This is a genomic window from Macrococcus animalis (assembly GCF_047425875.1).
In the GTDB taxonomy this organism is placed as follows: domain Bacteria; phylum Bacillota; class Bacilli; order Staphylococcales; family Staphylococcaceae; genus Macrococcoides; species Macrococcoides animalis.
Genome location: NZ_CP179727.1, coordinates 1,380,789 through 1,406,716 on the forward strand (window position 1 = coordinate 1,380,789; position 25,928 = coordinate 1,406,716).

The window sequence follows — 25,928 nt, forward strand, 5'->3', positions numbered from 1 at the left end:
AAATTATTAATCTAATAGAAAATAATAAAACTAGAGGTTAATCACATGTTTAAAACATATACTAAGATGATTTGTGAAGAGCAGGAGAAATATCATTTACAAACTCTTGAAGATATTGTGAAGGATATTCAACAAGGGAATTTAGATGCTTTTGAAAGTCTAGTGGCTCGTTTACGAAATGGTATGGAAGTACATATTCGTAAAGTTTCATTTAAAAATCATGATGCATTGTATCAAGAAAGTTTAATTACTCTTTATCAAACAGCTAAAGTTTACGATCCTTTTAAGAGCGATAATTTTGAACGATTTTACTTTTACCATTTAAAATATGCATTGCTTGATTATGTACGAAACATACAAAAGGAAAGCAAGCGACCGATTGTGAGTTTTGAAACACCGATGTATGAGGAAGAACTTTCATTAGAAGAATTTATTAAAGATATTAATGCCATAAGACCTGATGTAGAAAGTGAACTAGAGGATTTACAAGAACGTATGACGCCGATTGCTTTGCAACTCAGTCCGCTAGAATACCGAGTGTTTGAATATTTAAAAGAACAGATGCCTGTCAAAGCGATGGCCGCAATTGAAAATGAATCTCTAAAAACAATTCATAATACGATAGCTAGACTAAAATCAAAGGTAAGAACGTTCGTAAAAGGAACATCATAATTTGACAAATTACTGTTTCATCGTTATATTATACTAGGATTAGAATGAATTAAAGTGACATAAATGACGCAAATCACATAGTATTAAAAAATATGTATCGAATTACGGTTCGGTCTATTTTTTATCATTAAAAAAACGTGACGGAGGCAAACTCATGGAACATAAAGAAAACTTCATTCAAGGTGTAATTTCTGAGATGAAAAAAACTTCGTGGCCAACAGGCCAAGAGGTTGTTAGAGATACAACAATTGTAGTTATTACTGTAATATTCTTTATTATTTTCTTTTACGCAATCGATTTAGGCATTTCTGAGCTTATTCGATTAATTAACTAAGGAGGCAAATTATGTCTGAGGAAAGCAAAAAGCATTGGTACGCAGTTCACACGTATTCAGGCTATGAAAACAAAGTGAAAGACAACTTAGAAAAACGTCTTGAATCTATGAATATGCAAGATCAAATCTTTAGAGTTGTCATTCCCGAAGAAGAAGAAACAACAATTAAAGATGGTAAAGCAAAAACGTCAATTAAAAAAACCTTTCCAGGTTATGTATTAGTTGAATTAGTGATGACAGATGAGTCATGGTACGTCGTACGTAACACACCGGGTGTTACAGGATTTGTGGGATCTGCGGGTGCGGGTTCAAAACCAAATCCATTATTACCTGATGAAGCGAAATTTATTTTGAAATCAATGGGTATGAATGAAAAAACAGTTGATGTAGAAATTGAAATCGGTGAACAAGTACGAGTTACAAGTGGTCCGTTTACTAACCAAGTTGCTGAAGTTAAAGAAATTGATATTGAGAAATACAAATTAACAGTATTAGTAGATATGTTCGGTCGAGAAACGCCAGTTGAAGTTGAATTCGATCAAATCGAAAAGTTATAAAAAATAAATGTAAATTTTCACTTGCAATTAAGTTTTGAAAGTGATAATATTTTATAGTCGTGCTAATTAGTACGGTTGATGAGTGGGAGGGTAAATATCATACCCTGTGACCACATCACGATATTATAGGAGGTGCACATCGTGGCTAAAAAAGTAATCAAAGTTGTTAAATTACAAATTCCGGCAGGGAAAGCAAACCCAGCGCCACCAGTTGGTCCAGCATTAGGTCAAGCAGGTGTTAACATCATGGGATTCTGTAAAGAATTTAACGCACGTACACAAGAACAAGCAGGTTTAATCATTCCGGTTGAAATTTCTGTATTTGAAGATCGTTCATTTACATTTATCACTAAAACACCACCTGCAGCAGTTTTACTTAAAAAAGCAGCTAAAATCGAAAAAGGTTCAGGTGAACCTAACAAGACTAAAGTTGCTACAGTAACTGAAGATCAAGTACGTGAAATCGCTGAAGCAAAAATGGAAGATTTAAATGCAGCAAGCGTAGAAGCGGCAATGAGAATTATTGCTGGTACTGCTCGTAGTATGGGTGTAGAAATTAAATAGTATTACATTTAGATTTAACAGCAGACTTACTTAAGTCTGCTCTTGCACTGTTATAAGCAGTGCCCGTGGGAGGACATTCCGCTAAAACCACTATAAGGAGGAAATAAAAATGGCTAAAAAAGGTAAAAAATATCAAGAAGCCGCTCAAAAAATTGATAACACAAAATTCTACTCAGTAGAAGAAGCTATCAAACTTGCGCAAGAAACAAGTACTGTTAACTTTGATGCATCAGTTGAAGTTGCATTCCGTTTAGGAATCGATGTACGTAAAAATGACCAACAAATCCGTGGGGCAGTTGTATTACCAAACGGAACTGGTAAAACTCAACGTGTATTAGTATTCGCTAAAGGTGAAAAATTAAAAGAAGCTGAAGCTGCAGGTGCTGACTATGTTGGTGATTCTGAATATATCAATAAAATCAATCAAGGTTGGTTCGAATTTGATGTGATCGTAGCAACTCCAGATATGATGGGTGAAGTTGGTAAACTTGGACGTGTCTTAGGACCTAAAGGTTTAATGCCAAACCCTAAAACTGGTACTGTAACAATGGACGTAACGAAAGCTGTTCAAGAAATCAAAGCGGGTAAAGTAGAATACCGTGCTGAGAAATCTGGTATCGTTCATGCTTCAATTGGTAAAGTATCATTTGATTCAGCTAAATTAGTTGAAAACTTTATCACTTTAAAAGATGTTTTAGCTAAAGCTAAACCAGCTTCATCAAAAGGTACTTACTTCAAAACTGTTTCTGTAACAACTACAATGGGCCCTGGTATCAAAGTTGACCCATCAGAAATCAGAAACTAATTTTTAAAAAACGAATTGACAAGATTCAAATTTCACGTTATAGTGTAATTTGTATTTAATAAATAACCTAAGACAGTAGGGGCTTATGCTTAATAATCCTACCGAGGTGAAATTTGACTTGATGAACTTTCAAGCACTTTTTACCATGGGTGAAAAGTGCTTTTTTAATATCTGTTATTAGAAAAGCACGAAAATCTTAATGGAGGTGTCATAATGAGTACAAAAGCTATCGAAATCAAACAACAAAAAGCTGATTTGATCACTGAACAATTAAAAAATTCAGTATCTACTATCATCGTTGACTACCGTGGTTTAACAGTTGCGCAAGTAACTGAACTACGTAAACAACTTCGTGCAGCTGGTGTTGAGTTCAAAGTTTACAAAAATACTTTAGTACGTCGTTCAGCTGTTGCAGCTGGTATCGAAGGTGTTGAAGAGTTCTTGACTGGACCTAACGCTATTGCATTCTCAACTGAAGAAGTTGTGGCGCCAGCAAAAATTATTGCTGACTTCGCAAAAGAAAACGAAAAGTTAGAAATCAAAGCTGGTATTATCGAAGGTAAAGTGACTAGCGCTGAAGATATCAAAGCTATCGCATCATTACCATCAAAAGAAGGACTTATCTCAATGGTTCTTTCAGTATTACAAGCTCCAATGCGTAACTTCGCTTATGCAGTTAAAGCTGTTGGAGAACAAAAAGAAGGCGGAGAAGAAACTACTCCTGCTGAAGAAGCTTAATTCACTTAGTCAAAGACGAATAGTATCATAAAAAAACTTAAATTAAATGGAGGAATACAATCATGTCAAACGAAAAAATTATCGAAATGATTAAAGAAATGTCAGTTTTAGAATTAAACGATTTAGTTAAAGCTATCGAAGAAGAATTCGGTGTTACTGCTGCTGCTCCTGTAGCTGCTGCTGGTGTTGCTGGTGGCGAAGGTGCTGCTGCTGAACAAACTGAATTCAATGTAGAATTAGTATCTGCTGGAGCTTCAAAAATCAAAGTTGTTAAAGCTGTTAAAGAAGCAACTGGTTTAGGATTAAAAGACGCTAAAGACTTAGTTGATGGCGCTCCTAAAGTAATCAAAGAAGCAGTATCTAAAGACGAAGCTGAAGAATTAAAAGCTAAATTAGAAGAAGCTGGAGCAACTGTAGAAGTTAAATAATTTCTCTTTTGTTTTGAAACCCGTTATGTATATAACGGGTTTTTCTTGCTTTATATTGTTATAATTTCAACTGAGTGTGCTTGTTCACAACGTAGAAATGAGTGAGGTGTTTAAATGAGTCATTATTATAGCGAAGAACAAACGGTAGAAAGTAATGAAAGTACTATTGGTTTTAATATAGGTAACCAAAATTTAAAATTAACTACAGACTCAGGTGTATTCTCAAAAAGTGGCGTTGATTTTGGATCGAATTTACTCGTGCAAACATTTTTAGCTGATGCATCTCCAAAGCGTGTTCTCGATGTTGGATGCGGATACGGTACAATGGGGTTAATGGTTGCGAAACATTTTCCAGAAGCAACAGTACATATGGTCGATGTCAATGAACGCGCTTTATCATTATCAGAAAGAAATGCTGAAGCGAACAAGATTGTTAATGCAACAATATACAAAAGTAATGGCTTGAATGAAGTGTCAGAACAGTTTGATGCAGTCATTACGAATCCACCCATCCGTGCAGGTAAAGATGTTGTCCATCGTATTTTGGAAGATAGTGCAAAAGTGCTTAATCAAGGTGGGGCATTATACGTTGTGATTCAGAAAAAACAAGGTATGCCATCTGCGAAAAAGAAAATGGAAGCTGATTTCGGCAATGTATCCGTCCTAAAAAAAGATAAAGGCTATTATATTTTAAAGAGTGTAAAAGGTTGACCTTCTTTAATGGGTCTGTTATAGTAATAGAATGTAAAAATTTAAATGAATAAGTGTGCACTTTTCTATCTAATTTTAGGAGAAATGAGTTTAAAATAAAATGTGAAAATGGAGTTATGTGATTCCGTTTTCTTTTTGTCTTATTTCTTCTGTTTAGGTAAAAGGCACCACAATTTTTGAGGGGTGAATCTGTTGACAGGTCAACTTATCCAATACGGAAGGCATCGTCAGCGTAGAAGTTACGCAAGAATTTCCGAGATTTTAGAATTACCTAACTTAATAGAAATTCAAACAAAATCTTATGAATGGTTCTTAGAAGAAGGTTTAATTGAAATGTTTAGAGACATTTCTCCAATTGAAGACTTCACTGGAAACCTTTCTTTAGAGTTTGTTGATTACAAATTAGGTGAGCCAAAGTACGATTTAGATGAAGCAAAGAACCGTGATGCTACTTACTCAGCGCCACTTCGAGTAAAGGTTCGATTAATTATTAAAGAAACAGGTGAAGTGAAAGAACAAGAAGTCTTTATGGGTGATTTCCCATTAATGACGGATACAGGCACGTTTGTTATCAATGGTGCAGAACGTGTTATTGTATCTCAGTTAGTTCGTTCACCATCTGTATACTTTAATGATAAAGTCGATAAGAATGGTAAAGTGAGCTTTGGAGCGACTGTTATCCCTAACCGTGGTGCGTGGCTTGAATATGAAACTGATGCGAAAGATGTTGTATTTGTTCGTATTGATCGTACACGTAAGTTACCGATTACTGTACTTTTACGTGCGTTAGGATTTTCAAGTGATCAAGAAATCATCGATTTATTAGGTGACAATGAGTACTTACGAAACGCATTAGATAAAGATAATACTGAGTCAACTGAAGCTGCATTACTTGAAATATATGAACGTTTACGTCCGGGTGAACCACCTACAGTTGAGAATGCGAAGAGTTTATTATATTCTCGCTTCTTCGACCCAAAACGTTATGATTTAGCAAGTGTTGGACGTTATAAAATGAATAAAAAGTTACATTTAAAACACCGTTTATTCAACCAAACATTAGCTGAACCTATTGTTGATGTTGAAACAGGTGAAATTGTAGCTGAAGAAGGTACATTATTAGATCGTCGTAATTTAGATCAAATCTTAGATGTACTCGAAAATAATGCTAACCAAAAAGTATTCACTTTAGAAAATGGTTTGTTAGACGAACCTATTGAAATTCAATCGGTTAAAGTTTATGTTCCTGGAGATGAAGAAAAGCGTACAACTACAATCATCGGGAATGCATTTCCTGATGACGAAGTGAAATGTATCACACCTGCAGATATCTTATCTTCTGTTAGTTATTTCTTTAACTTACTAGCTGGAGTTGGTTTCACAGATGATATCGATCACTTAGGTAACCGTCGTTTACGTTCAGTTGGTGAGTTATTACAAAATCAATTCCGTATTGGTTTAAGTCGTATGGAGCGTGTAGTACGAGAACGTATGAGTTTACAAGATACGGAATCGGTAACACCTCAACAATTAATTAATATCCGACCTGTAATTGCGTCAGTTAAAGAATTCTTTGGTAGTTCACAATTATCTCAGTTCATGGACCAAGCTAACCCGTTAGCTGAACTTACGCATAAACGTCGTTTATCTGCATTAGGACCCGGTGGTTTGACGCGTGAACGTGCTGGTATGGAAGTACGTGACGTTCACTATTCTCACTATGGGCGTATGTGTCCAATTGAGACACCTGAGGGACCAAATATCGGGTTAATCAACTCACTTTCAAGTTATGCGCGTGTAAATGAATTTGGTTTCATTGAAACACCATACAGAAAAGTAGATATCGAAACAAATACTGTGACATCACAAATTGATTACTTAACAGCTGATGAAGAAGATGCATACGTTGTTGCTCAAGCGAATTCACGCTTAGATGACAATGGTAAGTTCATGGATGACGAAGTTGTTTGTCGTTTCCGTGGGGATAATACAGTTATGGCACGTGAACGTATGGATTATATGGACGTTTCACCGAAACAGGTTGTTTCTGCTGCCACAGCTTGTATCCCGTTCTTAGAAAACGATGACTCAAACCGTGCATTAATGGGAGCAAACATGCAACGTCAAGCGGTGCCGTTAATGAATCCAGAAGCACCATTCGTTGGTACTGGTATGGAACATGTAGCTGCACGTGACTCTGGAGCTGCAGTAGTTGCTAAATATAAAGGTCGTGTTGAACATGTTGAAGCACGACAAATTAAAGTTCGCCGTATTGTTGAAGAAGGCGGAAAAGAAATCGAAACGGATTTAGATATCTATAAATTAGCAAAATTCGCACGTTCAAACTCAGGTACTTGTTACAATCAACGTCCAATCGTTGAAGCCGGTAATATCGTAACAAAAGGTGAAATTTTAGCAGATGGTCCTTCTATGGAACTTGGTGAGATGGCACTTGGACGTAACGTTGTTGTTGGATTCATGACTTGGGATGGTTATAACTATGAGGATGCTGTAATCATGAGCGAACGTCTTGTAAAAGACGACGTTTATACTTCTATCCATATTGAAGAATATGAATCAGAAGCCCGTGATACGAAGCTTGGACCTGAAGAAATCACTAGAGATATACCTAATGTATCTGACAATGCACTTAAAAACTTAGATGATCGTGGTATCATCTTCATTGGTGCTGAAGTCCGTGATGGTGACATCTTAGTTGGTAAAGTAACACCTAAAGGAGTTACTGAGTTAACTGCAGAAGAGCGTCTTCTTCATGCAATCTTTGGTGAAAAAGCGCGTGAAGTCCGTGATACATCATTACGTGTGCCACATGGTGCAGATGGTATCGTATTAGACGTTAAAGTCTTCAATCGTGAAGATGGTGACGAATTACCACCGGGTGTTAATCAATTAGTCCGTGTATACATCGTTCAAAAACGTAAAATTCACGTAGGAGATAAAATGTGTGGTCGTCACGGTAATAAAGGGGTTATCTCACGTATTTTACCAGAAGAAGATATGCCTTTCATGCCTGATGGAACACCAATTGATATCATGTTAAACCCACTTGGGGTACCTTCTCGTATGAATATTGGACAAGTATTAGAGTTACACTTGGGTATGGCTGCTAAAAACTTAGGTCTACATGTTGCATCTCCAGTATTTGATGGGGCTAATGATGATGATGTATGGTCTACAATTGAAGAAGCAGGTATGGCACGTGATGGTAAAACTGTACTTTATGATGGACGTACAGGTGAACCGTTCGACAACCGCGTATCAGTTGGTGTAATGTATATGCTTAAATTAGCCCACATGGTTGATGATAAATTACATGCTCGTTCAACTGGACCATACTCATTAGTTACGCAACAACCTCTTGGTGGTAAAGCGCAATTCGGTGGACAACGTTTTGGTGAGATGGAAGTATGGGCACTTGAAGCATATGGTGCTGCATATACATTGCAAGAAATCTTAACATACAAATCAGATGATACAGTTGGTCGTGTGAAAACATACGAAGCAATTGTTAAAGGTGAAAACATTCCTCGTCCGGGTGTACCTGAATCATTCCGCGTATTAATGAAAGAGTTACAAAGTTTAGGGTTAGATGTAAAAGTGATGGATAATAAAGATGAAGAGATTGAAATGCGTGATTTAGAAGATGACGATTTCATTGATTCTAAAATTAACATTGCAAAAAAACCAGAACCAGAAGCTGAGATCACTGAATAATCACTGTCTCAACGAGTAAAAATGTCTTGTTTAAACATCATGCGATTTATTTCGCATGATGGTTTAGACAATTTAAATTATAAATCTTGATAAAATTTTTAATACACTAAGGAGGTAGGGCTTTGATTGATGTAAATAACTTTCATTACATGAAGATAGGTCTCGCTTCACCTGAAAAAATCCGTTCTTGGAGTTTTGGTGAAGTCAAAAAGCCAGAAACAATTAACTACCGTACATTAAAACCTGAAAGAGATGGTTTATTCTGTGAGAAAATTTTCGGTCCTACAAAAGACTGGGAATGTAGCTGTGGTAAATATAAACGTGTACGTTACAAAGGAATGGTCTGTGACCGTTGTGGCGTAGAAGTGACAAAATCAAAAGTACGTCGTGAGCGTATGGGTCATATTGAATTAGCTGCACCTGTATCACATATTTGGTATTTCAAAGGAATTCCATCACGTATGGGATTACTTTTAGATATGTCTCCACGTTCTTTAGAAGAAGTGATTTACTTTGCTTCTTATGCAGTAATTGATCCAGGTCCGACTGGATTAGAGAAAAAATCACTATTATCTGAAAGAGAATACCGTGAGTATTATGATAAGTTCCCTGGGCAATTTACTGCTAAAATGGGTGCTGAAGCGATTAAAGATTTATTAATAGACATAGATTTAGATGGCGAATTAAAATCTTTACGCGAAGAATTAGAAACAGCAACGGGTCAACGTTTAACTAGAGCTATCAAACGTTTAGAAGTTGTTGAATCATTCCGTAACTCAGGTAATGATCCTTCATGGATGATTTTAGATGTATTACCAATTATCCCACCAGAAATTCGTCCAATGGTTCAATTAGACGGTGGACGTTTTGCTACATCTGACTTAAATGATTTATATCGTCGTGTTATTAACCGTAACAACCGTTTAAAACGTTTATTAGATTTAGGTGCTCCTGGTATCATCGTACAAAATGAAAAACGTATGTTACAAGAAGCTGTTGATGCTTTAATTGATAATGGTCGTCGTGGCCGTCCAGTTACAGGTCCTGGTAACCGTCCATTAAAATCTTTATCACATATGTTAAAAGGGAAACAAGGTCGTTTCCGTCAAAACTTACTTGGTAAACGTGTTGACTATTCTGGTCGTTCGGTTATCGTTGTAGGTCCAAACTTAAAAATGTATCAATGTGGTCTTCCTAAAGAAATGGCACTTGAATTATTCAAACCTTTCGTTATGAAAGAACTGGTTGAGCGTGAAATCGCTACAAACATCAAGAACGCTAAAGGTAAGATTGAGCGTATGGAACCAGAAATCTGGGACGTTTTAGAAGACGTTATTCGTGAACACCCAGTATTACTTAACCGTGCACCAACGCTTCACCGTTTAGGTATCCAAGCATTCGAACCAACATTAGTTGAAGGCCGTGCGATTCGTTTACATCCACTTGTAACTACAGCATACAATGCCGACTTCGATGGTGACCAAATGGCTGTTCACGTACCGTTATCTAAAGAAGCGCAAGCAGAAGCGCGTATGTTAATGTTAGCCGCTCAAAATATCTTAAACCCTAAAGATGGTAAGCCGGTTGTTACACCATCTCAGGATATGGTATTAGGAAACTATTACTTAACATTAGAACGATTAGGTACGATTGGCGAAGGTAGAATCTTTAAAGACGCAAATGAAGTGATTATGGCTTATGTAAATAGCTATGTTCATTTACATTCTCGTATTGCAGTTCAAGCTGGATCATTTAATAATCCAACTTTTACGGATAAACAAAACAGCCAGTTACTTGTAACTTCTGTAGGTAAAGTAATCTTTAATGAAATTATGCCAGACTCATTCCCATTCATTAATGAACCAACGTTATCTAACTTAGAAACAGTAACACCAGATAAATATTTCATTGATGCAACGGATTTAACTGAAGAAGGATTATTAAAATACTTAAATGAGCAACCACTTGTTAAGCCATTTAATAAGAAGTTTTTAGGACAAATCATTGCTGAAGTATTCAATAGATTCCATATTACTGATACTTCTATGATGTTAGATAGAATGAAAGACTTAGGATTTAAATATTCTTCACGTGCTGGTATTACAGTAGGTGTATCTGATATCGTGGTATTACCAGATAAACAAGATATTATTGGATTGGCAGAAGAAAAGGTAGATAGAGTAACGAAACAGTTCACACGTGGTTTAATTACTGAAGGTGAACGTTACGCAGCTGTTATTGAGGTCTGGACAAAAGCAAAAGACGAAATTCAAGCGAAATTAATGAACTCGTTAGATGACTTAAACCCAATCTTTATGATGAGTGACTCTGGTGCCCGTGGTAACGCATCTAACTTTACACAGTTAGCTGGTATGCGTGGATTGATGGCCAACCCAGCTGGACGTATCATCGAATTACCAATTAAATCTTCGTTCCGTGAAGGTTTAACGGTATTAGAATACTTTATCTCTACCCATGGTGCGCGTAAAGGTCTTGCCGATACAGCACTTAAAACTGCCGATTCAGGTTACTTAACACGTCGTTTAGTTGACGTTGCACAAGACGTTATTGTTCGTGAACCTGATTGTGGTACTGACCGTGGATTACTTGTTTCAGCAATCCGTGAAGGTTCTGAATTAATCGAACCATTCATCGAACGTTTAGAGGGGCGTTACTCTCGTGAAACATTAAGACACCCAGAAACGAAAGAAATTCTTGTTAAAGTAAATGAATTAATTACACCTGAAATCGCGAAACAAATCGTGGATGCAGGAATCGAAGAAATGCATATCCGTTCAGCATTTACATGTAACTCACGTCACGGGGTTTGTGAAAAATGTTACGGTAAAAACTTAGCTACAGGTGAAAAAGTGGAAGTTGGAGAAGCAGTTGGTACTATTGCTGCCCAATCTATCGGTGAACCTGGTACTCAGTTAACAATGCGTACATTCCATACGGGTGGGGTTGCCGGTGCCGATATTACACAAGGTTTACCTCGTATCCAGGAATTATTTGAAGCGCGTAATCCAAAAGGTCAAGCTGTAATCTCTGAGATTAATGGTGAGATTATCGAATTAAACGTTGTAAAAGATCGTATGCAAGAAATTAAAGTTAAAGGTGAAAACGAAGTACGTACGTACTTAGCACCTGGTACTGCAAGACTTAAAGTAGAAGTTGGTCAAAAAATCGCGCGTGGTGAAGTAATGACTGAAGGTTCTATCGAGCCGAAACAATTATTAGCTGTAGCGGGACTTAATGCGACACAAAGCTACTTATTAAAAGAAGTTCAAAAAGTATACCGTATGCAAGGGGTAGAAATCTCAGATAAACACGTTGAGGTAATGGTTCGTCAAATGTTACGTAAAGTTCGTATTATCGAAGCAGGAGACACGAAATTATTACCAGGTGCTTTAGTAGATATTCATACATTTACTGATGCTAACCGTGAAGTGTTCAAAACGAGAAAACACCCAGCGACAGCTAAACCTGTCTTACTTGGTATTACGAAAGCATCATTGGAAACAGAAAGTTTCTTATCTGCAGCATCATTCCAAGAAACAACTCGTGTGTTAACGGATGCAGCGATTAAAGGTAAACGTGATGACTTATTAGGACTTAAAGAAAACGTAATTATTGGTAAGTTAATCCCTGCTGGTACTGGTATGAGACGTTATAGTGGTGTTGAATTTGAGAAGGATGCACCCGCGTTAGAACAGGACGAAGTAGTCGTAACTGAGAAATAATACATTCTGCACCCAAACATCTTTTGTTTGGGTGCTTTTTCTTGTCACAAAAGTGTTAGAGTTCAAAGTATGCTACAACTGACATGTTTAGTGTATGATACAAATACAAGATAGAAGGAGGGATTGTTATGACATTTACAACAAAGAAACTAATTGTTATGGTACTGGGTTTAGTAGAAATCATTGCTGGTTTTGCTTTATATGAGACTTCAGTACTTGGTGGTGTAACATTTATTTTATTAGGATTCGCATTTTTAGCAGTAATGTTTATTATTGACCGAGACGAATATAAAAATGATCACTATAATGTAAAGCATTAGTTAATTCAATTATATTCAGACATCAATAATAAAATTAAAGAAAAGTCGTTGACTTTCAAGCTAATAGATGATAATATTATTTAGGTTGATGAGTAGCACCTAATAGCTTTGGAGGATTGCAATGTCTAATGAAAAAGTTATGCACTCTAGTCAATATGTAGTGGGGCTTAAGGAGTCTATTAAGGCACTTAAGAAGCATCAGGTCGCATCTCTAGAGATTGCAAATGATACTAATATCCATTTATTAACTACCGTGCTATTACTAGCATACCAAGAGCAATTACCTATTGAATTCAGTAAATCGAAAGAGGAACTGGGTAAACAATATGGTATTCAAGTGAGAGCGACTGTTGTTGCACATTTGAAATCCGCTTTGTAAGGCGGTATTCTTACAAAATCTTTTTTTACCTAAAAAATGAACCACCTGGATGTGTGGAATTAAACAAAAGAGAGGAGGACATTCAAAATGCCAACTATTAACCAATTAGTTAAGAAACCAAGATCTTCAAAAGCAAAGAAATCAACTGCACCTGCATTAAACAAAGGTTATAACAGTCACAAGAAAAAAGCTACTGACTTAGCATCTCCACAAAAACGTGGTGTATGTACTCGTGTAGGAACTATGACTCCTAAAAAACCTAACTCAGCGTTACGTAAATATGCACGTGTGCGTTTATCAAATAATATAGAAGTTAATGCTTACATTCCTGGTATCGGACATAACTTACAAGAACATAGTGTAGTACTTATTCGTGGAGGTCGTGTTAAAGATTTACCGGGGGTACGTTACCATATCGTACGTGGAGCATTAGATACTTCAGGTGTTGATGGCCGTATGCAAGGACGTTCTTTATACGGAGCTAAAAAACCTAAAGCTAAAAAAGCTTAATTTTAAATTAAGTCATGCACTTACTGTTTAAGAGAATATTTCATTTTTGTAAATGTATTGTTCTCACTAGACATCGAAAAATAAAAAAAATATACTGAGGAAGGAGGATATTAATATGCCTCGTAAAGGACCTGTTGCCAAAAGAGACGTATTACCGGATCCAATTCATAATTCAAAATTAGTTACTAAATTAATCAATAAAATTATGATTGATGGAAAACGTGGTACTGCTCAAAAGATTTTATACAACGCTTTTGAATTAGTTCAAGAACGTTCTGGTCGTGATTCTATGGAAGTATTTGAAGAAGCGATCAACAATATTATGCCTGTATTAGAAGTTAAAGCTCGTCGTGTTGGGGGATCTAACTACCAAGTACCTGTAGAAGTACGCGCTGAGCGTCGTACAACTTTAGGATTACGCTGGTTAGTGAACTACGCGCGTCTTCGTGGTGAGAAAACTATGGAAGAGCGTTTAGCTAACGAAATCTTAGATGCTGCTAACAACACTGGTGGTGCTGTTAAGAAACGCGAAGATACACATAAAATGGCTGAAGCAAACAAAGCATTTGCTCATTACCGTTGGTAAGATTGAAGTTAACCCTTTAGTAATTGTATACAGCTTGCTGTCTCCAATTCACTTGAGGGCTACTTTCTTAAAATAAACCAATCCTGGAAGGAGAAAGAATACCCATGACAAGAGAATTCTCTTTGAGCAACACTCGTAATATTGGTATCATGGCTCATATTGATGCTGGTAAAACGACTACTACTGAACGTATTCTTTATTATACTGGTCGTATCCACAAAATTGGTGAAACGCATGAAGGTGCTTCACAAATGGACTGGATGGAACAAGAACAAGAACGTGGTATCACAATCACTTCAGCTGCAACAACAGCTCAGTGGAATGGTACGCGTATTAATATCATCGATACACCTGGACACGTAGACTTCACTGTTGAGGTTGAACGTTCATTGCGTGTACTTGATGGAGCTGTAACAGTACTTGATGCACAATCAGGTGTTGAACCACAAACTGAAACAGTATGGCGTCAAGCTACTACATACGGAGTTCCTCGTATCGTATTCATTAATAAAATGGATAAAACTGGTGCGGACTTCAATTATTCTGTGGGTACTTTACACGACAGATTACAAGCAAATGCTCATCCAATTCAAATGCCAATCGGTGCTGAAGATAATTTCAATGCAATCGTAGATTTAGTTGAAATGAAATTACACACGTTTACAAATGATTTAGGTACTGACATTGAAGTAACTGACGTTCCTGAAGAATACTTAGCAGATGCAGAAGCAATGCGTGAACAATTAATCGAAGCTGTAGCTGACGTTAATGAAGATTTAATGGAAAAATATTTAGGCGGAGAAGATATTTCAGTTGAAGAACTGAAACAAGCTATCCGTCAAGCAACTTGTGATGTTGAATTCTATCCAGTTTTAGCTGGTACTGCATTCAAAAACAAAGGTGTTCAATTAATGCTTGATGCAGCAATTGCTTACCTTCCATCACCGTTAGATGTTAAACCAATCGTTGGTCATGAAGTTGACGATAAAGATGCTGAAATCATTGCTAAACCTGATGAATCAGCACCATTCGCAGCATTAGCTTTCAAAGTTATGACTGACCCATTCGTAGGTAAATTAACATTCTTCCGTGTGTACTCTGGTACTTTACAATCAGGTTCATACGTACAAAACGCTACTAAAGGCAAACGTGAACGTGTTGGTCGTATCTTACAGATGCATGCTAACTCACGTGAAGAGATTTCAACAGTTTATGCTGGTGATATCGCTGCTGCGGTAGGTTTAAAAGATACAACAACTGGGGATACTTTATGTGATGAGAAACATCAAGTAATCTTAGAATCTATGGAATTCCCAGAACCAGTTATTCATTTATCTGTTGAGCCTAAATCTAAAGCTGACCAAGATAAAATGACTAATGCTTTAGTTAAATTACAAGAAGAAGACCCAACATTCCATGCGCATACTGATCCAGAAACTGGACAAGTTATCATCGGTGGTATGGGAGAACTTCACTTAGACATTCTAGTTGACCGTATGAAACGTGAATTTAAAGTTGAATGTACAGTTGGTGCGCCAATGGTTTCTTACCGTGAAACGTTCAAAACTGCTGCACGTGTTCAAGGTAAATTCTCACGTCAATCAGGTGGTCGTGGACAATATGGTGACGTTCATATTGAATTCGAACCTAATGAAGTTGGAGCTGGTTTCGAATTCGAAAACGGTATCGTTGGTGGGGTAGTTCCTCGTGAATATATTCCTTCAGTTGAGGCTGGTTTAAAAGATTCAATGGAAAACGGTGTATTAGCTGGATATCCATTAATCGATGTAAAAGCAAAATTAGTTGATGGTTCATACCATGATGTCGATTCATCTGAGATGGCCTTCAAAGTTGCTGCTTCATTAGCTTTAAAAGAAGCTGCTAAAAAATGTGATCCTGTTATCTTAGAACCAATGATGAAGGTAGAAATCGTTATGCCTGAAGAATACATGGGAGATATCATGGGTGACGTAACAAGTCGTCGTGGACGTGTTGAAGGTATGGAAGCGCGTGGTAACGCGCAAGTTGTTCGTGCATTTGTACCATTAGCAGAAATGTTTGGTTATGCTACAAACTTACGTTCTAATACACAAGGTCGCGGAACTTACTCAATGGTGTTTGATCATTATGAAGAAGTACCGAAATCAGTATCAGAAGAAATTATCAAGAAAAATAAAGGTCAATAATAAGTGGTTACTTGAGCGGTGCACAGCTCAATATATTGCAATTTATGGCTAAATGATTTATAAATGAGATATGTATTTCCTCATGAGGGTGAGAATCCCTCATGAGTAATATTAAAAAAATTAACTTACAAACTAAGGAGAGATTTCGAAATGGCTAAAGAAAAATTTGATCGCTCGAAAACACATGCCAATATTGGTACTATCGGTCACGTTGACCACGGTAAAACAACTTTAACGGCTGCAATTGCAACTGTATTATCAAAACATGGTGGCGGTACTGCTCAATCTTACGATATGATCGACAACGCACCTGAAGAAAAAGAACGTGGTATCACAATCAATACATCTCATATCGAGTATGAAACTGAAAAACGTCACTACGCTCACGTTGACTGCCCAGGACATGCTGACTATGTTAAAAACATGATCACTGGTGCTGCTCAAATGGACGGTGGTATCTTAGTAGTATCTGCTGCTGACGGTCCAATGCCTCAAACTCGTGAACATATCCTTTTATCACGTAACGTAGGTGTACCTGCATTAGTAGTATTCTTAAACAAAGTTGACATGGTTGACGATGAAGAATTATTAGAATTAGTTGAAATGGAAGTTCGTGACTTATTATCAGAATACGATTTCCCTGGAGATGACATTCCTGTAATCGCTGGTTCTGCTTTAAAAGCATTAGAAGGCGAAGAAAAATACGAAGAAAAAATCATGGAATTAATGAACGCTGTTGATGAGTACATTCCTACTCCTGAACGTGATTCAGAAAAACCATTCATGATGCCAGTTGAGGATGTATTCTCAATCACTGGTCGTGGTACTGTAGCAACTGGACGTGTTGAACGTGGACAAGTTAAAGTCGGTGAAGAAATCGAAATCATCGGTTTAACTGAAGAACCATCTAAAACAACTGTAACAGGTGTTGAAATGTTCCGTAAATTATTAGATTACGCTGAAGCTGGTGACAATATCGGTGCATTATTACGTGGGGTTTCACGTGAAGATGTTCAACGTGGTCAAGTATTAGCTAAACCAGGAACTATTACTCCTCATACTAAGTTCAAAGCTGAAGTATATGTATTATCAAAAGAAGAAGGTGGACGTCATACTCCATTCTTCACTAACTACCGCCCACAGTTCTACTTCCGTACAACTGACGTAACTGGTGTAGTTAACTTACCTGAAGGTACTGAAATGGTTATGCCTGGAGACAACGTTGAAATGAACGTTGAATTAATTTCTCCAATCGCGATTGAAGACGGAACTCGTTTCTCAATTCGTGAAGGTGGACGTACTGTAGGATCAGGCGTTGTATCTGTAATCGAAAAATAATATCACATTTGTGATTTTTAAAACCCACGAGGGACGCCTCGTGGGTTTTATTTTTTTCAATTTTATTTAATTGATAATTCATCCATATGTTCTACGAGATTAACAAACACTCTAACTCCGTTTAGTAAGCCTTTCTCATCCATATCAAAACGTGGATGATGATGTGGAAAATCTGCATGTAATGCTTCATTTTTCACACCTGTGTTGAAATAACAGCCAGGTCTCTTTTCTAAAAAGTAGGCAAAATCTTCTCCTCCAAGGGAAGGTGTTCCTTCTGTTACTTCCTGAATATCCGGTATTTGTTCACTAATACTTTTGAGCCATAATGTTTCTTTATCGCTATTAATCAGTGCCGGATAGCCATCCGTAAAATTGAATGCTATATCTACACTAAAGCTTTTTTCAATGCCCTCAATGATTTTATGCATTCTTTCTAGCATGATCTGTTTGATTGCCTTGTCATATGTTCTAAGTGTGCCACTTAAATGTGCAGTTTCAGCAATAACATTGAATGCATCACCACTATTAAATTCACCAATTGTGAGTACGCCTGTTACGATTGGATCAATACCTCTAGAAACGATAGTTTGTAGTTGAGTGATTAAATGACTTGTTGCAATAATCGCATCATGCGTCGTGTGTGGTGCTGCACCGTGACCGCCAAGCCCTTTAATATCAATTGTAAATGCATCGGCGAAACCATATGCAGGTCCTGTTATAAAGCTTATCTTATCGCTATCTAAACTACTTGAAGTATGCGTTCCAAATACATAATCCACTCCTTCAAGGATGCCAGCCTCTATCATTGATTTAGCACCACCAGGTAGTACTTCTTCTGCATGTTGATGGCAAAGGACTACTTTACCTTTTATTTCGTCTGTATGTGCTTTAATGATCTTAGCTGCTATAAGTAACATTGCAGTATGTCCATCATGCCCACATGCGTGCATCACACCAGGTACTTGAGATTTATATGGAACATCTTTTAAATCCTGGATAGGTAAACCATCGAAATCTGCGCGAAGTAAGAGAGTGGGACCGGGTAATTTACCTTCTATGACACCGTACAGCCCATTGCCACCAACGTTACGTGTCACAGGAATATCAAGTGATGTTAAGTAATTTGCAATGTACTCAGCTGTCTTCGTTTCCTGGAACGACAGTTCAGGATGCATGTGTAAGTATCTTCTGATTTCAATCAATTCTTCTTTATGCTGTGTTGCTTCATCAAACCATGGCATTTAAAGTCCCCCTTCATTAAAGTAGTCTTCTGTTGCTTGCAAGAATATTTTTACTGCATTCAACATGCCTGTTTCATCAATATCAAATTTCGGGTGATGATGTGGGAAGTCTGCTTTAAAGTTTTCGTTGCGTGTGCCTGTATAGAAAAATGATCCTGGCACACGCTGTAGATAATAAGAAAAATCTTCTCCGCCTAATGAAGGTTCAAGTTCGACAAGTTCTTGTACACTTTCTATTTTTCGCGCTGCACTGACGATTAAATCTGTTTCGTTTGTTGTATTAACAACAGGAGGATAACCCTTCAAATACTTTAAATCATAAGTAACACCTGTCGTGGTCACTAATCCTTCTAAACATCTTCTAAGCTCGTCATACATAAGATTCTGAGTTTCAGCATCAAAGGTACGAATAGTACCAGCAATTTTTGCAGTGTCTGGAATGACATTGTTTTGATCGCCAGCTTCAAGTTGAGTAATTGATAGCACAGCAGGCGTAGTTGGACTTGTTTTACGTGAAACAATGTATTGAAGATCATTGCATAGACGAATCAAAGCAGCAACTGGGTCAATTGTCGTATTAGGATGTGCTGCATGCCCACCTTTACCTTGAAGTGTAATCCAGAAGTCATCTGGTATACCAGTAGCTGTCTCATATTTATAACCAACTTTGCCGATGTCTAATGAACTTGAGACATGCTGACCAATAATTGCATCAACACCACTTAAACAGTTGTCTGCAATCATTTGTATAGCACCGCCTGGATCAACTTCTTCTGCATGTTGATGAATAAATACTAAGTTACCATTTAAATGCTCGAAGTTTTCTGAAAGAATTTTGGCAGTGATTAGTAATACTGCTGTATGTGCATCATGTCCACAAGCATGCATGACGCCTGGTACTTGTGACTTATATGGTACATCTTTTTCATCTTGAATAGGAAGCGCATCAAAATCAGCACGAATGGCGAGTGTGGGCAAATTAGGATCTTTAATTAAACGTCCTACAACACCTCGACCTCCGACATTTGTTTCAACTTCAATACCTAGGTCATTTAAGTAATGTGCAATAAATGCAGGTGTTTCTGTTTCTTGGAATGATAGTTCTGGATGCTGATGAAAATGTCTTCTGAGAGCTACAAGTTCATCATAATATTTATCTACATATGTAATCATAGGACACCTTCTTCTACTAGTATATTTAAAAATATGTTCAGAGCATCATTCATTGCAGACTCATCGAAATCAAATAATGGATGATGATGTGGCGCAGTGATTCCTCTTGATTGATTGCCTGCTGCTGTGAAAAAGAATGCACCTGGTTTATGTTGTAAATAGTATGAGAAGTCTTCGCCAATCATGACTTGCTCCATTTCTTTAAATGGAAGGCCAGCTCTTTTAGTCGCACGTTTAATCACATCCACACAGCTATTATGGTTGATTACTGCTGGATAGCCATTCACATAATCGAATGTGTAAGTAATACCTTTGGCAATCGATAAACCTTTTAATTCATTCTCTATTGTTATACGAATCAATGCTTTTATTTCTGGGTCAAATGTACGCACTGTACCTGTACAAAATGCTTGGTCACTGATTACGTTAAATGCATCACCAGCTTTTACTTTACCAACTGTTACGACTGCTTCACTTGTGGGAGCAACCGTACGTGATACAATTGTTTGGATATTCGTAATGAATGTGGCCATTGCAACGATTGCGTCAATGGCTGTATCAGGATGTGCACCGTGTCCACCTTTACCTTGAATCGTAATATTGAACAAATCAGGGCTCGCGAGTAATGCGTCATATTTACTATGCACAGCACCGTGCTCGAATGGTGACCATAGATGGTTGCCATATACACGGTCAACACCATCTAGAGCTCCATCATTTGTCATCGGTTCTGCACCACCAGGCGCAAGTTCTTCGCCAAATTGGAAAAGCAATACGACTGAACCATTTATATTATCGACATGCGCATTTAATATACGTGCAACACCAAGAAGAATTGAAGTATGACCATCATGCCCACAGGCATGCATAACACCGTCAGTTTGCGATTGGTATTCGACTTCTTTTTGATCTTGAATTGGGAGTGCATCGAAGTCTGCGCGGAGCGCGATAGAAGGACCATGTCCATTCTTAATTGTAGCGACTAAACCTTTTCCACCAACATGTTCTCGAATCTTAAAATGTTTCAGTTGTTGGAGTTGTTCTAAAATATACGCATAAGTGTTTGTTTCTTCAAATGATAATTCTGGATGCATATGCAAAAACCTACGATCTTTAATCAGTTGTTCTGTTTCTTTTTCTACAAGTTGTTGGATATCCAGGTCGCTCACTCCTTTAAAGTATAATGTTATAAGTGTATCAAAGATTTTAGAATATTTAAACTTCTTAAACTGGAAGAAACCATTTACTGATTCAATAGAAGTTCATTTTTAGTTATGATATGATGTAAATGAAAATTACATTAAAGGGGTGCTTAACATGTCAAAAATATTACAACAGTTCTTAACAGAAAATCTAGATAATTTAAAAAATAATGGATTATACAACGAAATCAATGTTGTTGAAGGTGCAAATGGCACTATTATTAAAGTAAATGGGAAAGATTTAATTAACCTTTCTTCAAATAACTACTTAGGATTAGCAACGAACGACCGTATGAAAGAAGTTGCAAAAGCAGCTGTAGATTCACATGGAGTAGGTGCAGGTGCGGTACGTACAATTAACGGTACATTAGACTTACACGTACAATTAGAAGAAAAATTAGCTGAGTTTAAAGGTACTGAAGCAGCTATTGCCTATCAATCAGGCTTTAACTGTAATATGGCAGCAATTAGTGCTGTTATGAATAAAGAAGATGCAATTCTTTCAGATGAGTTAAACCATGCATCAATCATTGATGGATGTCGATTATCTAAAGCAAAAATTATCCGTGTTAATCACTCAGATATGGAAGATCTACGTGCGAAAGCAAAAGAAGCAGTTGAATCAGGATTATACAAAAAAGTAATGTATATTACTGACGGTGTATTTTCAATGGACGGGGATGTTGCCAAATTACCTGAAATCGTTGAAATCGCTGAAGAATTTGGTTTAATCACATACGTTGATGATGCACATGGATCAGGTGTAATGGGCAAAGGTGCTGGAACGGTTAAACACTTTGGTTTACAAGATAAGATTGACTTCCAAATTGGTACATTATCTAAAGCCATCGGTGTGGTCGGTGGATATGTTGCAGGAACTAAAGACTTAATAGACTGGTTAAAGGTTGCATCACGTCCATTTTTATTTTCAACATCATTAGCACCATCAGACACACGTGCAATTACTGAAGCAATTGACATCTTAATGGAGTCTACTGAATTACATGATAAGTTATGGGAGAACGGTAACTACTTAAAAGACGGGCTTAAAAGCTTAGGATTTGATATCGGACATTCAGAAACACCAATCACACCATGTATTATTGGTGATGAAAAGACGACACAAGAATTCTCTAAGCGTTTAATGGAAGAAGGAGTGTACGCGAAATCTATCGTCTTCCCAACAGTACCAAAAGGGACTGGTCGTGTGCGTAACATGCCAACAGCTGCACATACGAAAGAAATGTTAGACGCGGCTTTAGAAATTTATGCGCGTGTAGGTAAAGAATTGAAGATTATCCAATAATAAAATGCACAAATCACAAAAGAGTGGGAATTTCCCACTCTTTTTTCTGTTTATCCCTAATGGACATGTAAACGGTTTTATTATAGAATGAATGTGCGAATAATAAAAATATACCGCAATTGTACTTCTTGAAAATACAATTGTGCAAAAGGAGTATAAAATGAAGAGAATTATGATTACAGGGGCATTAGGCCAAATTGGAACTGAATTAACCTTAAAATTAAGAGAAATCTACGGTGTGGAAAACGTATTAGCAACAGACTTACGTCGACCAGAAGAAGGTTCAAAAGTATTAGATGGACCATTCGAAGAGCTAGATGTTACAGATGCTGAAAAAATGGAAAAATTAGCAGGTGAATTCAAGGCAGATACAATCATGCATATGGCAGCTTTATTATCGGCGACAGCTGAGAAAAATCCAGTGTTTGCTTGGAACTTAAACATGGGTGGCTTGTTAAACGCATTAGAAGTTGCACGAAAATATAATATGCAATTCTTCACGCCATCTTCAATTGGTGCATTTGGACCAAGCACACCAGCTGACAATACACCACAAATAACAATTCAACGTCCTACAACAATGTATGGTGTAAATAAAGTATCTGGTGAATTATTATGTGATTACTACTACCACAGGTTCGGCTTAGATACACGTGGTGTACGTTTTCCTGGCCTTATTTCGCACGTTAAAGAACCGGGTGGAGGTACTACAGATTACGCAGTAGAAATATACTTTAAAGCCGTACGTGAAGGTAAATACACATCATACATCGGTAAAGATACGTTTATGGATATGATGTTTATGGATGATGCAATTGAAGCAATCATTCAATTAATGGAAGCACCAGCTGAGAACTTAATCGATCGTAACGCATTCAACGTTACTGCAATGAGTATCGATCCTGAAATGGTTGCTAAAAGCATTAGAAAGTATATTCCGGACTTTGAATTAGATTATGATGTTGATTCAGTTCGTCAAGGGATTGCAGAAAGCTGGCCAAACTCAATCGATTCAACTGAAGCGAAAAAGCAATGGGGATTCAATCCTAAATTCGATTTAGACAAAATGACCCAAGAAATGTTAAAAGCGATTAAAGAGAAAGAAGCGAAATAAACATAATTTTATATGAGCAGACCTATTAATAGGGTCTGCTCTTTTTTGTAAGCGTTTTATTTATTAATAAATTATGAATATTCGGATAATTCCTTGAAATGTCCCTCAAGTTTGTTATACTTGAAAGCATTAAAATAGCTGGAGGAGATAATATGACAGATTTTAAAATTGAAAAACGTGAACAACTAAAAGAGAAGCCAAAAGGAGAAGCGTTAGGTTTCGGACGTTTTTTTACGGATTATATGTTCAGTATGGATTATACAGAGGATAAAGGATGGCATGATGCTAGTATTGTACCTTATCAAAATATTGAAATGTCGCCTGCATCTCAAAGTATCCATTATGGACAGTCTGTTTTTGAGGGTTTAAAGGCATATCGTACAGCTGAAGGAGTACAATTATTCCGTCCTGATCAAAATTTCAAACGTATCAATCAATCTCTTGCGCGTTTGGATATGCCTCAAATCGATGAAGCACTAGCATTAGAAGGTTTAAAGGAGCTTGTCAATTTAGAAGCGGATTGGGTGCCAACTGAGCCAGGTCAATCTCTTTATATTCGTCCTTTCGTATTTGCAACGGAACCATTTTTAGGTGTCCGTCCTGCAAATCAGTATAAATTTTTAATTATCTTATCTCCAGTAGGTGCATATTATGGTGATGGTCAATTACAACCGACAAAGATCTACGTAGAAGATGAATACGTACGTGCAGTGCGTGGTGGTGTTGGATTCGCTAAAGTTGCCGGGAACTATGCGGCGAGTCTTTTAGCACAATCTAAAGCAGCTAAACTCGGATATGACCAAGTGCTTTGGCTAGATGGAGTTGAACAAAAGTATGTTGAAGAAGTGGGAAGCATGAATATCTTCTTTGTATATGGCAATAAACTAGTGACACCAGCACTTAACGGCAGTATCTTACCAGGGATTACACGTCAATCAATATTAGAATTAGGTCAAAGTTTAGGATATGAAGTGGAAGAACGTAAGATTTCTGTTGATGAAGTATTTGATGATGCGAAAAGTGGTAAGATTACAGAAATTTTTGGTTCAGGGACAGCAGTTGTTGTATCACCAGTCGGTGAAATTAAATATAAAGAAGAAGTAGCTGTGATAAATGAATATCAAACAGGTGACGTTACAAATAAACTTTATACCGCTTACACAGCGATTCAAAATGGAACAGCAGAAGACAAATTTGGTTGGACAGTAAAAGTATCAGAATAAGGGGGTTCATCTATGACAGAAAAAGTAAAAAAGCAATCATATTTTATGAATAGAATGGAAAAAGGAGCAGGGGGTATTTCAGCAGCGATTCTTGTTTCTTTAGGGATTGGATTATTACTAAAATCTGTCGGTGGATTATTCCATATTGATTTACTTGTAATGATTGGTACAATCGCAACATACTTAATGACACCCGCTTTAGGTGGTGCAATCGCAGTGAGTTTAGGTGCAAACGGTTTAACCATTGTTTCAAGTATGATTAGTGCAGCGATTGGTGGTAATGCTATAACACAAGCAGGGGATTCTTTCAATATTGTTACCGGTGAACCGATTGGTGCAATATTAGCAGCAATCATTGCTACATTTGTAGGCAAGAAAGTAACAGGTAAGACATTTCTTGATTTAATGGCTGTTCCGTTATCTAGTGTATTGGCAGGCAGTATCGCAGGATTCTATTTATCGAAAATAATTTCACCAACATTAATAACGATTTCTAAGTTTATTACTTCTACAGTAGGCAACCAGCCACTTGTCACGTCAGTGGTTATCGCGATTGTGTTTGCAGTACTTGTCATGACACCCGCATCAAGTGCAGCGCTTGCTGTTGCTTTACAACTCGATCCACATGCATCAAGTGCAGCACTTGTGGGTATTTCAGCTCAATTTGTCGGATATACAGCAATGAGCTTCAAAGAAAATGATTTAGGTGGATTTTTAGCACAATCAATTTGTACACCCAAAGTACAGTTTCCGAACATCGTTAAGAATCCATCGGTAACAATTGCACCACTTATTGCAGCTGCAGTCGCAGGTCCAGTTGCTGTACTTGTGTTCGATATGAAATTGCCCTATGAAATTGCAGGACTTGGATTATGTGCTCTCATTGCACCAATACAGATATTAAATGCACAGGGATTAGGTGTATTAATGCAGTTCATTATTGCTGGCATAATAGTACCACTCATTGTGACCTTACTTGTTCATTATTTGGTAATGAAGCCGAAACGATTTGTTAAAACTGGTGATTTACATTTAGAAGTGAATTAATTTTTGTCTTCATTTA

The 25,928-nt window shown here is 37.2% G+C and carries 23 protein-coding genes and 1 other annotated feature; of the genes, 20 read left to right on the forward strand and 3 right to left on the reverse strand.

Annotation, left to right across the window (positions count from 1 at the left end):
* Nucleotides 1-45 precede the first annotated feature (45 nt).
* The 16 genes from ACMGE9_RS07220 to tuf all read left to right on the forward strand — a co-directional run bounded on the left by ACMGE9_RS07220 (nucleotide 46) and on the right by tuf (nucleotide 17,606).
* Complete coding sequence (locus ACMGE9_RS07220; protein WP_414042137.1) at nucleotides 46-672, forward strand: hypothetical protein; 627 nt, start codon at nucleotides 46-48, stop codon at nucleotides 670-672.
* A 154-nt stretch (nucleotides 673-826) separates the two neighbouring features.
* Nucleotides 827-1,006, forward strand: a complete 180-nt coding sequence (secE, locus tag ACMGE9_RS07225) for a preprotein translocase subunit SecE (protein ID WP_414042138.1) — start codon at nucleotides 827-829, stop codon at nucleotides 1,004-1,006.
* 11 nt (nucleotides 1,007-1,017) lie between these two features.
* Nucleotides 1,018-1,563, forward strand: coding sequence for a transcription termination/antitermination protein NusG (nusG, locus tag ACMGE9_RS07230; RefSeq protein WP_414042139.1), 546 nt, complete (start codon nucleotides 1,018-1,020; stop codon nucleotides 1,561-1,563).
* 141 nt (nucleotides 1,564-1,704) lie between these two features.
* Nucleotides 1,705-2,127 carry a 50S ribosomal protein L11 gene (rplK, locus tag ACMGE9_RS07235; protein WP_224183617.1) on the forward strand — a complete coding sequence of 141 codons (423 nt, stop codon included), beginning with the start codon at nucleotides 1,705-1,707 and terminating at the stop codon, nucleotides 2,125-2,127.
* 109 nt (nucleotides 2,128-2,236) lie between these two features.
* Nucleotides 2,237-2,932 carry a 50S ribosomal protein L1 gene (gene rplA / locus ACMGE9_RS07240; protein WP_414042140.1) on the forward strand — a complete coding sequence of 232 codons (696 nt, stop codon included), beginning with the start codon at nucleotides 2,237-2,239 and terminating at the stop codon, nucleotides 2,930-2,932.
* A gap of 48 nt (nucleotides 2,933-2,980) precedes the next feature.
* Nucleotides 2,981-3,107: a sequence feature (ribosomal protein L10 leader region), on the forward strand.
* 38 nt (nucleotides 3,108-3,145) lie between these two features.
* Nucleotides 3,146-3,670 carry a 50S ribosomal protein L10 gene (rplJ, locus tag ACMGE9_RS07245; RefSeq protein WP_414042141.1) on the forward strand — a complete coding sequence of 175 codons (525 nt, stop codon included), beginning with the start codon at nucleotides 3,146-3,148 and terminating at the stop codon, nucleotides 3,668-3,670.
* A 62-nt stretch (nucleotides 3,671-3,732) separates the two neighbouring features.
* On the forward strand, nucleotides 3,733-4,098 hold the full coding sequence (rplL, locus tag ACMGE9_RS07250) for a 50S ribosomal protein L7/L12 (protein WP_414042142.1): 366 nt from the start codon (nucleotides 3,733-3,735) through the stop codon (nucleotides 4,096-4,098).
* 114 nt (nucleotides 4,099-4,212) lie between these two features.
* Nucleotides 4,213-4,809: a class I SAM-dependent methyltransferase gene (locus ACMGE9_RS07255; RefSeq protein ID WP_414042143.1), complete on the forward strand. Its 597-nt coding sequence runs from the start codon at nucleotides 4,213-4,215 to the stop codon at nucleotides 4,807-4,809.
* Between the two features lie 192 nt (nucleotides 4,810-5,001).
* Nucleotides 5,002-8,544: a DNA-directed RNA polymerase subunit beta gene (gene rpoB / locus ACMGE9_RS07260; protein WP_414042144.1), complete on the forward strand. Its 3,543-nt coding sequence runs from the start codon at nucleotides 5,002-5,004 to the stop codon at nucleotides 8,542-8,544.
* A gap of 122 nt (nucleotides 8,545-8,666) precedes the next feature.
* Nucleotides 8,667-12,287, forward strand: a complete 3,621-nt coding sequence (gene rpoC, locus ACMGE9_RS07265; protein ID WP_414042145.1) for a DNA-directed RNA polymerase subunit beta' — start codon at nucleotides 8,667-8,669, stop codon at nucleotides 12,285-12,287.
* A gap of 128 nt (nucleotides 12,288-12,415) precedes the next feature.
* Nucleotides 12,416-12,607 (forward strand): hypothetical protein, encoded by a 192-nt coding sequence (locus ACMGE9_RS07270; protein ID WP_414042146.1) that lies wholly within the window; start codon nucleotides 12,416-12,418, stop codon nucleotides 12,605-12,607.
* Between the two features lie 121 nt (nucleotides 12,608-12,728).
* Nucleotides 12,729-12,986, forward strand: coding sequence for a ribosomal L7Ae/L30e/S12e/Gadd45 family protein (locus tag ACMGE9_RS07275; RefSeq protein ID WP_414042147.1), 258 nt, complete (start codon nucleotides 12,729-12,731; stop codon nucleotides 12,984-12,986).
* A gap of 87 nt (nucleotides 12,987-13,073) precedes the next feature.
* A complete protein-coding gene (gene rpsL, locus ACMGE9_RS07280; RefSeq protein WP_414042148.1) occupies nucleotides 13,074-13,496 on the forward strand; it encodes a 30S ribosomal protein S12 in 423 nt (140 codons plus the stop codon).
* 115 nt (nucleotides 13,497-13,611) lie between these two features.
* Nucleotides 13,612-14,082: a 30S ribosomal protein S7 gene (gene rpsG, locus ACMGE9_RS07285; protein ID WP_096077875.1), complete on the forward strand. Its 471-nt coding sequence runs from the start codon at nucleotides 13,612-13,614 to the stop codon at nucleotides 14,080-14,082.
* 104 nt (nucleotides 14,083-14,186) lie between these two features.
* The gene (fusA, locus tag ACMGE9_RS07290; protein ID WP_414042149.1) at nucleotides 14,187-16,268 is read left to right on the forward strand and encodes an elongation factor G; all 2,082 of its coding nucleotides are present in this window, start codon (nucleotides 14,187-14,189) and stop codon (nucleotides 16,266-16,268) included.
* A 150-nt stretch (nucleotides 16,269-16,418) separates the two neighbouring features.
* The gene (gene tuf, locus ACMGE9_RS07295; RefSeq protein WP_414042150.1) at nucleotides 16,419-17,606 is read left to right on the forward strand and encodes an elongation factor Tu; all 1,188 of its coding nucleotides are present in this window, start codon (nucleotides 16,419-16,421) and stop codon (nucleotides 17,604-17,606) included.
* 62 nt (nucleotides 17,607-17,668) lie between these two features.
* Here tuf and ACMGE9_RS07300 read toward each other — a convergent pair whose 3' ends face one another.
* From ACMGE9_RS07300 to ACMGE9_RS07310, 3 genes are read right to left on the reverse strand one after another with little or no spacing between them, the layout of a single operon-like run.
* The gene (locus tag ACMGE9_RS07300) at nucleotides 17,669-18,847 is read right to left on the reverse strand and encodes an amidohydrolase (protein ID WP_414042151.1); all 1,179 of its coding nucleotides are present in this window, start codon (nucleotides 18,845-18,847) and stop codon (nucleotides 17,669-17,671) included.
* On the reverse strand, nucleotides 18,848-20,020 hold the full coding sequence (locus ACMGE9_RS07305) for an amidohydrolase (RefSeq protein ID WP_414042152.1): 1,173 nt from the start codon (nucleotides 20,018-20,020) through the stop codon (nucleotides 18,848-18,850).
* The gene (locus ACMGE9_RS07310; RefSeq protein WP_414042153.1) at nucleotides 20,017-21,189 is read right to left on the reverse strand and encodes an amidohydrolase; all 1,173 of its coding nucleotides are present in this window, start codon (nucleotides 21,187-21,189) and stop codon (nucleotides 20,017-20,019) included. The genes ACMGE9_RS07305 and ACMGE9_RS07310 overlap by 4 nt, the downstream gene beginning before the upstream one ends.
* 148 nt (nucleotides 21,190-21,337) lie before the next feature.
* On the opposite strand from ACMGE9_RS07310, the gene ACMGE9_RS07315 reads away from it, so the two are divergent.
* The 4 genes from ACMGE9_RS07315 to ACMGE9_RS07330 all read left to right on the forward strand — a co-directional run bounded on the left by ACMGE9_RS07315 (nucleotide 21,338) and on the right by ACMGE9_RS07330 (nucleotide 25,912).
* Nucleotides 21,338-22,528, forward strand: coding sequence for a glycine C-acetyltransferase (locus ACMGE9_RS07315; protein ID WP_414042154.1), 1,191 nt, complete (start codon nucleotides 21,338-21,340; stop codon nucleotides 22,526-22,528).
* 160 nt (nucleotides 22,529-22,688) lie between these two features.
* Nucleotides 22,689-23,642 (forward strand): L-threonine 3-dehydrogenase, encoded by a 954-nt coding sequence (locus ACMGE9_RS07320; RefSeq protein ID WP_414042155.1) that lies wholly within the window; start codon nucleotides 22,689-22,691, stop codon nucleotides 23,640-23,642.
* Nucleotides 23,643-23,794: 152 nt separating this feature from the next.
* Nucleotides 23,795-24,865, forward strand: a complete 1,071-nt coding sequence (locus ACMGE9_RS07325; protein ID WP_414042156.1) for a branched-chain amino acid aminotransferase — start codon at nucleotides 23,795-23,797, stop codon at nucleotides 24,863-24,865.
* A 12-nt stretch (nucleotides 24,866-24,877) separates the two neighbouring features.
* Nucleotides 24,878-25,912, forward strand: a complete 1,035-nt coding sequence (locus ACMGE9_RS07330) for a PTS sugar transporter subunit IIC (protein WP_414042157.1) — start codon at nucleotides 24,878-24,880, stop codon at nucleotides 25,910-25,912.
* Nucleotides 25,913-25,928 lie beyond the last annotated feature (16 nt).